10 protein-coding genes are annotated in these 12371 nt (G+C 49.9%); 8 read left to right on the top strand and 2 right to left on the bottom strand.

The features are described 5' to 3' along the window. Nucleotides 1-91: 91 nt before the first annotated feature. Nucleotides 92-1681, bottom strand: a complete 1590-nt coding sequence (locus PPHA_RS07825; RefSeq protein WP_012508311.1) for a peptide chain release factor 3 — start codon at nt 1679-1681, stop codon at nt 92-94. A gap of 280 nt (nt 1682-1961) precedes the next feature. Here PPHA_RS07825 and PPHA_RS07815 point away from each other — a divergent pair, with 280 nt between their 5' ends. From PPHA_RS07815 to PPHA_RS07785, 6 genes are all read left to right on the top strand, one after another. Next, nucleotides 1962-3287: an alanine/glycine:cation symporter family protein gene (locus PPHA_RS07815; protein WP_012508310.1), complete on the top strand. Its 1326-nt coding sequence runs from the start codon at nt 1962-1964 to the stop codon at nt 3285-3287. Nucleotides 3288-3397: 110 nt separating this feature from the next. Then, nucleotides 3398-3931 (top strand): inorganic diphosphatase, encoded by a 534-nt coding sequence (locus PPHA_RS07810; protein ID WP_012508309.1) that lies wholly within the window; start codon nt 3398-3400, stop codon nt 3929-3931. A gap of 234 nt (nt 3932-4165) precedes the next feature. Then, nucleotides 4166-4684 (top strand): KdsC family phosphatase, encoded by a 519-nt coding sequence (locus PPHA_RS07800; RefSeq protein WP_012508307.1) that lies wholly within the window; start codon nt 4166-4168, stop codon nt 4682-4684. A 79-nt stretch (nt 4685-4763) separates the two neighbouring features. Beyond that, entirely contained in the window at nt 4764-5633 is an 870-nt protein-coding gene (locus tag PPHA_RS07795) for an N-acetylneuraminate synthase family protein (RefSeq protein ID WP_012508306.1), read from the top strand. A 69-nt stretch (nt 5634-5702) separates the two neighbouring features. Then, entirely contained in the window at nt 5703-7589 is a 1887-nt protein-coding gene (gene htpG / locus PPHA_RS07790) for a molecular chaperone HtpG (protein WP_012508305.1), read from the top strand. Nucleotides 7590-7622: 33 nt separating this feature from the next. Further along, nucleotides 7623-8498 carry a VIT1/CCC1 transporter family protein gene (locus PPHA_RS07785; protein WP_012508304.1) on the top strand — a complete coding sequence of 292 codons (876 nt, stop codon included), beginning with the start codon at nt 7623-7625 and terminating at the stop codon, nt 8496-8498. On the opposite strand, the gene PPHA_RS07780 is transcribed toward PPHA_RS07785, so the two are convergent. Continuing rightward, nucleotides 8495-10117 carry a bifunctional aminoglycoside phosphotransferase/ATP-binding protein gene (locus PPHA_RS07780; protein WP_012508303.1) on the bottom strand — a complete coding sequence of 541 codons (1623 nt, stop codon included), beginning with the start codon at nt 10115-10117 and terminating at the stop codon, nt 8495-8497. The genes PPHA_RS07785 and PPHA_RS07780 overlap by 4 nt on opposite strands. A gap of 189 nt (nt 10118-10306) precedes the next feature. Here PPHA_RS07780 and PPHA_RS07775 point away from each other — a divergent pair, with 189 nt between their 5' ends. Then, the gene (locus PPHA_RS07775) at nt 10307-10771 is read left to right on the top strand and encodes a universal stress protein (RefSeq protein WP_012508302.1); all 465 of its coding nucleotides are present in this window, start codon (nt 10307-10309) and stop codon (nt 10769-10771) included. Nucleotides 10772-10818: 47 nt separating this feature from the next. Beyond that, nucleotides 10819-12351: a fumarate hydratase gene (locus PPHA_RS07770; RefSeq protein ID WP_012508301.1), complete on the top strand. Its 1533-nt coding sequence runs from the start codon at nt 10819-10821 to the stop codon at nt 12349-12351. Nucleotides 12352-12371: the final 20 nt, after the last annotated feature.

Genomic DNA, 12371 nt, shown 5'->3' with positions numbered 1-12371 from the left:
TTTCGTGAAATAACTCTCAATGCCTTTACGGGTTACGGTTTTGCCGTTACATATCGTTGACCTTGTTTCTGGTGCAGAGCATGATTCGTTTTTACCCCTCGGTCTTGAACTCCGACGTGGTGTGGAACTCAAGTTCGGGATAATCCTCCCTGGCAGTTTTCATCATCCATTCGCTCTCGGCGAAGAATACAGGATGATCTTCCTTGTCGTGTGCGATGGCGTTCCATTTGCGGCGAAGAAACTCTTCGAGCATCTCCTTGTTGGCACTGGTAACCCAGAATGCCTTTTTGAAGCGCAGGGGAGTGAAGTCGCACTGGGCGCCATATTCATGTTCCAGACGGAACTTGATGACGTCGAACTGCAACTCTCCAACCGTGCCGATAATTTTGCGGGCGCCGTGCTGGATGAAAAGCTGTGCAACACCCTCTTCGGTGAGCTGGCGCACCCCTTTGTCGAGCTGTTTGGCCTTCATCGGGTCGCGGTTTTCAAGCGCCTTGAAGATTTCAGGCGAAAAGCTTGGGATTCCACGGAAGTGCAGCTCTTCACCCTCGGTCAGCGAGTCGCCGATTTTCAGGGAGCCGTTGTCGTAGAGGCCGATGACGTCGCCTGGCCAGGATTCATCCACCACACTTTTTTCGTTGGCCATGAACTGGGTCGGGCTTGAAAAACGTATTTTTTTCTTCAGCCGGGTGTGGTAGTAGAATTTGTTGCGCTCGAAACTGCCGGAACAGATCCGGAAAAAGGCGGTGCGGTCGCGGTGGTTGGGGTCGAGATTGGCGTGGATTTTAAAGACAAAGCCGCTCATTGCCTCTTCTGAGGCTTTGACGATGCGCTCGGTTGCCTCCCGCTCATCGGGGCTTGGCGCGACGGCAAGGAATGTTTCGAGGAGCTCCCTGACGCCGAAGTTGTTGATGGCGCTGCCGAAAAAGACCGGAGCGAGCAGGCCGGAGCGGTAGGTCTCCTTGTGAAATGGTTCATAGACTCCCTCAATCAGGGCAACATCTTCCCGGAGTTTTTTGCAGAAACTTTCAGGGATCCATTTCTCCAGTTCAGGGTCGTTCAGGTCATTGACCCGAATATTGCTTTCGCTGATGCGGGTAGTATTGGCATCAAAAAGGTTCAGCTCTTTTTTGTAGAGATTGTAAACGCCTTTAAAGGTCTGGCCCTGGCTGATTGGCCAGGTCAGCGGCCGGACACTGATTTGCAGCTTGTGTTCAAGTTCGTCGAGCAGTTCAAAAGGGTTGCGCCCTTCACGATCCATCTTGTTGATAAAGATGATGACCGGAGTCTGGCGCATCCGGCACACCTCCATCAGTTTTTCTGTCTGTTCCTCAACCCCTTTGACGCAATCCACGACAAGAATAACACTGTCGACAGCGGTCAGTGTTCGATAGGTGTCTTCAGCAAAGTCTTTGTGGCCGGGTGTATCGAGAATATTGACCCGTTTTCCGCCATATTCAAACCCCATGACCGATGTAGCTACGGATATTCCGCGCTGCTTTTCGATCTCCATGAAGTCGCTGGTTGCAGTCTTGCGGATCTTGTTGCTTTTTACGGCGCCAGCGGTCTGAATGGCGCCACCGAAGAGCAGAAATTTTTCTGTCAGTGTTGTTTTCCCGGCATCAGGATGGCTGATGATGGCAAATGTTTTCCTTCGTGCGGTTTCCTTTATTAAATCCATTATGGGTATCGGCTCTCTCTTTTCCGGTGTGCTGCGGTCACGGGGTGTTGTGAAAAAATGGCGTTATTCGCACTGATTCCCTGCAGTCTGCTCCATGCTTTTTGCAGCACATGGCAACGGATGGCGGAATCACGGCTCTTTGGTGGCAAAGATACAAAGAACCATGTGAATAAACAGAATCTCTCTTTGCTGGTCGCTTTTGTCGTTCAGGAATATCATCTGATTGGTTATTTTCAGAAAATTACAATAAATCCGAAATTTCATAACTCTTGGAGGTGCCGTGGCTACTCTTGAAAAAGTATTGGATCAGATCAGCGGTTATGTATGGGGAGTTCCCTTGCTGGTGCTTCTTTTCGGGACACATCTTTTTTTGACCTTTCGGCTTGGTTTCATCCAGAAGTATACTTTCCGGGCTATCAGGATGTCGTTCACCAGAAGCAGTGAGGGTGAAGGGGAGATCAGCCATTTTGGAGCGCTTGTTACGGCGCTTGCAGCAACCATAGGAACCGGCAATATTGTTGGTGTTGCTACAGCCGTTGCTGCTGGCGGTCCGGGGGCAGTGTTATGGATGTGGCTGACCGGTGTCTTCGGTATTGCTACCAAATATGCAGAAGCGGTGCTTTCTGTGAAATATCGCACGGTTGCAGAGGATGGTACGGTTTCGGGAGGCCCGATGTATGTTCTCGAAAAAGCGATGAAGATGAAATGGCTTGCCGTGCTTTTTGCTCTTTTCACCTCCGTGGCTGCTTTTGGTATTGGTAATATGGTACAGGCTAATTCCATTGCGACGATGGTTCAGCATAACTTCCATGTCTCCACCTGGATAACCGGTGTTGTGTTAACCGTTTTTACTGCGGTTGTCATTATCGGCGGCATCACCTCCATTGCAAAGGTCTGTGAATATCTGGTTCCCTTTATGGCCTTCTTTTATGTGGCCGGCTGTATCGTTCTGCTTTTTTTACGGCAGGAGACTATTCTTGATAGCATTCAACTTATAATTTCATCGGCGTTTACCGGTCAGGCAGCAATGGGCGGGTTTGCAGGAGCCGGTGTGAAAGAGGCGATGCGTTTCGGTATTGCCCGAGGTCTCTTTTCCAACGAGTCCGGGCTTGGCAGCGCTCCGATCGTTGCTGCGGCAGCCCAGACCAAACATCCGGTAAAACAGGCGCTTATCTCCTCAACCGGTACCTTCTGGGATACGGTAGTGGTCTGTCTTGCGACTGGAATTGTTGTTGTCAATTCCGGTATGTGGCAAAGCGGGCTGAAAGGAGCTGAACTAACCAGTGCCGCTTTCAACGAAGTTCCCTACATCGGCAATGCTGTCTTGACCTTTGGCCTCCTCACCTTTGTTTTTTCCACCATTCTTGGCTGGTCTTATTATGGGGAAAAGGCAATAGAATACCTCTTTGGCAAAAAGCTCATTATGCCCTATCGCTGGGCATGGGTTGCTGCCGTTATGGTTGGTTCTGTTGCTTCGCTGCAGATTGTCTGGACCTTTGCCGATATTGCCAATGGCCTTATGGCGCTGCCCAACCTGGTTTCCCTGATTGTGCTCAGCCCGGTTGTTGCTGCAGAAACAAAGGACTATTTTTCTCGTCCGCAATAATGGTGAAAAGTACAGATTCCTTGTTTTATGCGCGTATATAGGTTGCCGGACTTTGAAAAAATTGCTATAATGGCACAGCTTTTTTAACCGAATATAAGCCCGTTCAAGCTATGAATTTTAATCCCTGGCACGATGTTGAGATAGGAGAGAATCAGCCGAATATCGTCAATGCTATTATCGAAATTTCAAAAGGCAGTAAAACGAAGTACGAACTTGACAAAAAAACCGGTATGCTGAAGCTTGACCGGGTGCTTTATTCCGCTGTTTTCTACCCTGCAAATTACGGTTTCATTCCAAAAACACTTGGTGATGACCATGATCCGCTTGATATCCTTGTGATTTCCCAGTCGGACATTGTTCCGCTTTGCATGGTAAGGGCAAGGGTTATTGGTGTCATGCGCATGGTTGATCATGGAGAGGGCGACGACAAGATTATTGCCGTTGCTGAAGATGATATCAGCATGAGCAACGTTCACAATATTGATCAGTTGCCACCCTACTTCACCTCGGAGTTGCAGCACTTCTTTGAAGAGTACAAATCACTTGAGCAGAAGACTGTTCTTGTCGAAGAGTTCCAGAGCGCAGAGATTGCCCGCCAAAGTATTGTTCATGCTATTGACAATTACAGAAAAGTTTACTGTTAAGCTGCGCTTTTCCTGGTACGCTTTGTGAAGATGTTGATGAAAGGCGGTCATTGTCGAGGCAATGACCGCCTTTTGCATCTGCTGGAGGCGCTGGTTGCGACGGAAGTACACGTAGTCAACAACGTCCCCCTGATTTTTTTTGAAGTGGTGGAAAAGTCATATATTGGCCGGGTAAAAATGTATTGCGTTGCCACAGTTTTTTCTCACATGAATGGCTGAAATGCTTCACCTCTTATGCTGTCATTAACGATTGGGGAACTTGCGGAAAGGGCCGGGAAGATAAAACTTGTCATTTCCGACAATGATGGTGTTTTTACCGATAACGGCGTTTATTATTCGGAGAGGGGAGAGGAGATGAAGCGTTATTCCATCAGGGATGGGATGGGCGTGGAGCGGCTGAGAGATAGAGGTGTTGATACCGCCATCATGACCGGTGAGGTTTCGCCGAGTATCAAGCGGCGTGCTGAAAAGCTGGGGATGAAGAGACTCTATCTTGGTGCCAGGGAGAAGTTGCCGTTACTTGAGAGGGTTATGGCTGAAACCGGACTGCAACGGCATGAGCTGGCCTATATTGGTGACGATGTCAATGATGTGGAAATTATGAAAGAGATTGCTTTGGAGGGATTGACAGCGTGCCCGGCAGATGCGACCATTTTTGTTGAGCCATATATTCATTATCGGGCTCATGCTGATGGCGGCTACGGTGCATTCAGGGATTTTGCAGAGTGGTTGATCATGCTCCGAGATTCCTGACTGTTATTTATTAATTGCGATGTTGTGCATGTGCCGTTCGGTCGGTCATGGGCTGTTCGTTTTATCAAAAGAGATTGTTATGGCGGAAGTCACCATAGGAAACAGAAAAGTAGGGGACGGGCATCCTGTTTTTGTCATTGCTGAAATTGGCATCAACCATAACGGGTCGATGGACGTTGCAAAAAAGCTTATAGCGGGTGCAGCGGCTGCCGGATGTGATGCGGTCAAGTTTCAGAAGCGCACTCCGGAACTCTGTGTTCCAAAGGATCAGCGTGATATAGAGCGTGATACTCCCTGGGGGAGGATGAAGTATATCGATTACCGCTACAAGGTTGAGTTTGGACGGGATGAGTATCTTGAAATAGACCGTTACAGCAAAGAACAGGGCGTTTTGTGGTTTGCCTCCTGCTGGGATGAAGATTCAGTGGATTTTATGGAGCAGTTTGAGCCGCCCTGCTATAAGGCCGCCTCAGCATCGTTGACCGATCTTCCACTGCTGAAAAAAACCGCATCTACCGGAAGGCCGCTGCTCATCTCTACCGGGATGTCTACCATGGAAGAGGTAGAAAAAACCGTTGATGAGCTTGGTCGTGAGAATATTCTTATTGCGCATACCAATTCGACCTATCCCTCTCCGATTGAAGAGCTGAACCTGCGGATGATTACGACTCTCAAAGCCCGTTATCCCGAAGTGCCGATAGGCTATTCTGGTCATGAAGTGGGGCTTGCAACCACCTGGGCCGCTGTAGCGCTTGGAGCAACGTTCATTGAGCGTCATGTCACCCTTGATCGTGCCATGTGGGGCTCCGATCAGGCCGCGTCGGTAGAGCTGCCGGGTATGGCAAGGCTTGTTTCCAACATTCGTGATATCGAAAAAGCACTTGGTGACGGCATTAAACATGTTTATGCCGGTGAGGCGGCAGCCCGTAAAAAATTGCGACGCACCTGATGGCTGAAGCGTCGCTCTTTTGCATGAAAAAGTTTTTTTATCAGGAACCACTATCAATACAGTACGATTATGAGCAACAACAGTAATAATGGCACATCGCCGGTTCAGGAGTTTGAATACAAGGCTGAGATGAAGCAACTGCTCGACCTGATTGTTCATTCGCTCTATACCCATCCCGAAATATATCTCAGAGAGCTGATTTCCAACGCCTCTGATGCGCTCAGCAAGGTGCGTTTCAATGCCCTGACCGATCAGGAGATGCTCGACAAGGAGGTCGATCTCGCCATCCGTATCACCATTGATCCGAAAGAGATGACCTTTGTTATCGAGGACAGTGGCGTCGGCATGACAGAAGAGGAGTTGATTGCCAACCTCGGTACGGTTGCAAAGTCGGGGACGTTGGGCTTCATGCAGTCGCTCAAAGAGCAGCAGAAGCAGCTTGATGGCAACCTTATCGGTCAGTTTGGCGTCGGCTTCTATTCGGTTTTCATGGTAACGGAAGAGGTTACCGTTGAGACAAGAAGCTCCCATCCCGGTTCGCAAGGCTTCCGCTGGCGCTCTGGTGGTCAGGGTACCTACACGATTGAAAAGATCGACAAGGCTGAGCGGGGAACAAAAATTTCCTTCAAATTCAAAGAGGAGTCGAAAGAGTTTGCCGAGGAGTACCGTGTTGAGCAGATTGTCAAAAAATATTCAAACTTTGTTGATTTCCCCATCTATCTCGGCGAGAAGCAGCTCAACAGTATCACCGCCCTCTGGCAGCGTTCAAAAAATGAGCTGAAGGATGAGGAGGTCAATGAGTTCTACAAGTTCATCGCCAACGATTATCAGGATCCCCTCGACTACCTGCCTGTCTCCGTCGAAGGAATGGTCACCTTTAAAGCGCTTCTCTTTTTGCCAAAAGAGGCTCCACCCGAGATGCTGTATCGTCAGGGTGAACTCGAAAACCACGGGCCGCAGCTCTATGTCAAAAAGGTGCTGATCCAGAATGAGTGCCGTGACCTTCTGCCCGAGTACCTTCGTTTTATCGCAGGCGTTGTTGACACCGAAGATCTTTCGCTCAATGTATCAAGAGAGGTTGTTCAGTCCAGCCCGGTGATGGCCAAAATCCGTCAGATCCTCACCGGCAAGATTCTTGGCTGGTTTGAATCGCTTGCCAAAGAGCAGCCTGAGAAGTTCAAGACCTTTTACAAGGCATTCGGCCCGATTATCAAAATCGGTCTGAACACCGACTTTACCAATCGGGAAAAACTGATTGAGCTGCTGCGGTTTGAAAGCACAAAAACTGTCGATGGTGAATATGTGACGCTCAAAGAGTACAGTGAAAGGATGGGCGCCGATCAGAAAGAGATCTATTACCATTCCGGAACCAGCAAGGGACAGCTTCTTGCCCATCCCAACCTTGAGTATTTCCAGGAGATGGGTATTGAGGTCCTGTTGCTCAGCGATCCTGTTGACGTTTTTGTGATTCCCTCCATTCATGAATACGATAAAAAGCCGCTGAAATCCATTGAAAAGGCAGATATCGATTTTTCAAAGAAGAACAAGGAGACGCCGGAACCGATTGCAGAGAATCTTCTTTCGCCGGTGCTTCAGCTTTTCCGTGAAACCCTCGGTGAAGGAGTTGAGGATGTCATTGAGTCGCATCGGCTTGTTAACTCCCCGGTAACACTGGTGAGTGGCAAGGATGGTCTCGACAGCCAGATGGAAAAGATGATGAAGATGATGAGGAGTGATATGCCCGCCGGAAAAAGGATTCTCGAGGTCAATACCGCACACCCCATTATCAGAAATCTTGCCGGATTGATCAGTGCAGATCCCTCCAATCCGCTCATTGTAACTGCGATGAAACAGCTTTATGAAGGTGCATTGTTTCTTGAGGGTGGACTTGATTCAACGACCGGATTTTTATCAAGAATGAATGAGTTGATCGAGGCCGCGACGCTTTCCAGATAGAAGAATTCTAACAACGAGCTAATCAGTGAATTTGTGAAAAAGGGAAGGGATTTTGATGAGAGGGAGGTTGCGGTTTTTCAGAGGAACGAGATAACCGAGCATCATATTTATAAAAATCTTTCCGGGAGGGTACGCGGTGTGAAAAATCGCCGCATCCTCTCCCAGATTGCTGACGATGAGATGCGTCACTACAATGTCTGGAAAACCTATACCCGGCGGGATATTGCACCCAACCGTATCAAGGTGTGGTTTTTCACCCTTGTCAGTATGCTGTTTGGTTTTACCTTTGGAATCAAGCTGATGGAAAATGGGGAAAAACGGGCCCATTTTGTCTACAGTCGTATTCCCGGTTCATTCAAGGAGGTTAACGGCATTATTCGCGATGAGGAGGAGCATGAACAGGCTCTTTTGACGCTTCTTGATGAAGATCGGCTGAAATATACCGGTTCCATTGTGCTGGGTCTCAATGATGCCCTTGTTGAGCTGATGGGTGTGCTGGCCGGTCTTACCTTTGCCTTGCAGAACACCAGGTTTGTTGCCCTGACAGCCTCCATTACCGGCGTAGCGGCAGCGCTCTCGATGGCTGCATCAGGCTATCTCTCCACAAAAGCGGAACCGGAGGGAAAAAATCCCCTCATTGCTGCACTCTATACCGGTGTCGCCTATATCGTCACCGTCTTGCTGCTTATTCTTCCCTATCTCATTTTTGATGATCTCTATCTCTCTCTTGGCGTTTCGTTTGTTGTAGCCATCACGATCATAGGGTTTTTCAACTACTACATCTCAGTTGCGCGTGACCTGCCCTTTAAAGGTCGTTTTCTTGAAATGGTTACTCTGAGTTTCTCTGTTGCAGCGCTCAGTTTTCTTGCCGGTTATGTCATACGTTTCGCATTCGGCATTATCATTTAGCTTTTCACACGCTCCTGAAACAGCACTTGCTCTCCCTCTCCCGGCTGAACGGGAGAGCGGGTAATGAGCGATTGCAGCAACCCGGCAAGGGCGGTCTCATCGATTGTTTCTTCCGTGTTGAGATTGATGGCGAGCGCCTCCTCTTCGGCTGAAAGTGGCTCCATGCTCTCCAGTTGTGAAGCAAGTACCGCAATGTCGGCTTCCGAGGCATCGTTACCCCTCAGATACCGCGCCTGTACCCGGTCAACGAGTACCTTTTCGGAGGCTGAAAAGCGCAGAATCCGGCACGGAATTTTCCGGGTTTTGGCAAGCTCAATGAACAGTTCCCGCTGGCTCTCCCTGAGGAATGTTGCATCCACAATGACCGCGATTCCCTCACCGATGCCGAGATCGGCAAGGTCGAGCAGACGGCGGTAGGTTTGCAGGCCGATCTCCGCCGTATAGAGAGAGCCGTCACTTCGCTCAAGCGGCTTGAGTCCGCCAATGCGTTTTCGTTCGATATCCGAGCGGAGATGGATGCAGGGTATCTTGTCGGCGATATGGCGGGCCACAACGGTTTTTCCACTTCCTGAAACCCCGAAGGCAAGGATGAGCAGAGCGCTCTGCTTCCGGGTGAATTCGAGTGCGAGCCTGATGTATGAACGGTGCTCTTCAAGAATTTTTTCAGCCTGGCTCTGGCCGTTTGTCTGGGCATAACGGATGGCGGTTACCTTTGCCCTCACCATAGCCCGGTAGACAACATAGAAGTTCAGAAGCGGCAGGGCCTGGTAATCACCACTCTCGGCCAGATAGCTGTTCAGGAACCGCCAGGCCAGCTCCTGCTCTCCGCCATGCACCAGATCCATAAAGAGGAAAGCGAGGTCGCTGATAACATCAATAATGCTGAGATGCTCATTGAACTCAATACAGTCAAAGATAAAAATCTGCTCCTTCCACCAGACCATATTGCCGGTATGCATGTCTCCGTGGCACTGGCGGATAAAGCCCCCCTCTTTTCTCTGGAGGAAAAGAGGGTAGAGGCGCTGATGCTCGTTGATGCTCCAGTTTCTGAGGAATTCAAGTTGCCCGATTTCATGCTCACTGGTGGCAATTGACTCCATGGAGGTGAAATTGTGCAGGATCGGTTTGATGAGATTATCCGGATGGCCGAAACCGCTCTCGCTCTCTGCCGGGGGGAGGGAGGCATGAAAACCGGCGATCATCGTTGAAAGGGTGTCGATATGCTTTTCTGTGAGCAATTTCGCCGAAAGCATCCGGTCAAGCTCCATTGTCCGCTCAAAGCGTACCATTTTTACGACGTAGTCAACAATCTCCCACTCAGCGCCAATTGTCTCTTCTGCGTCAACCAGAACGGACTCTGCAGAGCGCAGAACTGGCACAACAGAGAGGTAGATGCCTGGGCAGAGCCTCCGGTTGAGGCGCAGCTCCTCGGTGCAGTAGTAGTGCCGTTTTTCAGGAGTTGAAAAATCAAGAAAACCGAGGTTCAGCGGTTTTTTAAGCTTGTAGGCAAAAGAGCCGATGAGGAAAATCCAGGAGATGTGGGTCTCAATAACCTCAACGCCTCCTGTGGCACGAGGGTATGCTGCCGGATGGCTCAATGCTTCAGCGAGGGACTCCATGGCCTTTTTTTGTTTGGTTTATCACTGCTTGTGCTGAAAAAAAAGAACCCTGCCCTCCAATATAGGAGGGGAATGAGAAGGCGGCAAGAATCATCTTCAGCGAAACTGGATTCCTTTGAAAAAAATGTAAATTAAAGGCCTGTAGAAAAGATATGCCACTCTTCATATTCATGTATTCACCTCACTGTTATGATACATCTTGCAAGGATACTTTGTCCTACCGACTACTCCGCCACATCAGATAATGCTGTGCGTTATGCTGTTGAATTTGCCCGGAAAGTTGGCGCCCATGTCCGGTTTTTGCATATCCTCTCCTCCGCAACGCCTCCTGAAAAGATTGTTGTTGCTCCCGAGCTTCTCGCAGCATCTCCGGATGAGGATGATGCTCTTCCGGAAAATTTTTCCCGTATCCTGATGGCGGAGAAAAAAAAGGGGTTGAATGCCGATCTTCGTGTTCTCAAGGGTGAAGCCCCCAAGGTTATTGTTGAACAGGCAAATTCATGGGGCGCTGATTTGATCATCATGGGCTCTCATGGACGTACCGGCCTGCATCGGCTCATGATGGGCAGTGTTGCTGAAGAGGTTTTCCGTTCATCCGACATTCCCGTCCTGCTGGTCAAGGAGCTGGCGGCGGCAAAAATTATTGCAGAATAACGTTTCAGAGACCAAATCCCTCTCAATTTTAGTGCACTCTACACTCTATGGAAAACTTCAGGCACTCAATTCTTGCACTCATTACCGAAACCTCGGCCAACCTGCCGAGTGATGTTCGCTGTGCACTCGCAGCCGCTATTGACCGGGAAGATCCACTCTCCCAGGCAGGCCTTGCCATGTCAACCATTTCGGTCAATATCGACATGGCTGTCGATAACATTTCACCGATTTGCCAGGATACCGGTATGCCAACCTTTTTCATCCACACTCCTCGCGGAACCGATCAACTCTTTATGAAAGAGGAGATTGAAGCGGCTATTGCGGAAGCGGCCCGAACCGGTAAACTCCGTCCCAATGCGGTCGATGCCATAAGTGGCAAGAACTCAGGCAACAACCTTGGCGAACATTTTCCGGTAATCCATTTTGAGCCCTGGGCAAAGGATGAGATTGAGGTGAAGCTGATTCTGAAAGGTGGTGGTTGCGAAAATAAAAACATTCAGTACTCACTGCCGGAAGAAATTCCCGGACTTGGAAGCGCTTCACGCGACCTTGACGGCGTGCGCAAATGCCTGCTTCATGCGGTTTATCAGGCGCAGGGGCAGGGGTGCAGCCCCGGTGTTATCGGCGTTGGAATCGGTGGCGACCGTACCAGCGGTTTTGACCTTGCCAAGAAGCAGCTCTTCCGCACCATTGACGACCGTAACCCCGACAGTGAACTTGATGCTCTCGAACAGGATATTCTTGAGAAAGCCAATACGATGGATATCGGCCCCATGGGTTTTGGCGGAAAAACCACCCTCTTTGGATGCAAAATCGGCAAATCACACCGCGTTCCGGCAAGCTTTTTTGTCTCCGTAGCCTACAACTGCTGGGCATACCGCCGTCTTGGCGTGCTGCTTGATCCGGAGAGCGGCTCAATCAAGAGCTGGCAGTACAGAGCTGCCGATGAGATCAAACGCATGGCCAAAGGCGAGGGAATGGCGCTGACCGGAAAAGAGGTTATCCTGCAGGCTCCACTTACTGAAGAGCAGGTCAGATCGCTCAAGGTTGGCGACGTGGTGCTTATTAACGGCGCCATGCATACCGGTCGTGATGCCTTCCACCACTATATCATGCACCACGACCTGCCCGCCCATCTCGATACAACAGGAGGAATTCTCTTCCATTGCGGACCGGTTATCATGAAAAATGAGGATGGCAGTTACCGCGTTACCGCTGCCGGGCCGACCACCTCAATCCGTGAAGAGCCTTTCCAGGCGGATGTCATCAAAAAACTTGGACTGAGAGCAATTATCGGTAAAGGGGGGATGGGCCCGAAAACCCTCAAGGGGTTGCAGGAACATGGAGCCGTCTATCTCAACGCCATCGGAGGCGCAGCACAGTATTACGCCCGTTGCATTGACCGGGTGACCGGAGTTGATTTTCTTGAAGAGATGGGCGTTCCCGAAGCGATGTGGCATCTGGAGGCAAGCTCCTTTCCGGCTATTGTTACCATGGATGCACACGGCAACAGCCTGCACAGCATCGTCGAAGAAGAGTCGTTCCGTCAACTCGGCACATTCGCTACTGATGCCCACTGACCTGAAGGGCCAGGTTGCCA

The sequence above is a fragment of the Pelodictyon phaeoclathratiforme BU-1 genome (assembly GCF_000020645.1).
In the GTDB taxonomy this organism is placed as follows: Bacteria; Bacteroidota; Chlorobiia; order Chlorobiales; family Chlorobiaceae; genus Chlorobium; species Chlorobium phaeoclathratiforme.
Note: the sequence above shows the minus strand (reverse complement) of the source record. Positions and strands in the feature narration are given on the sequence as shown.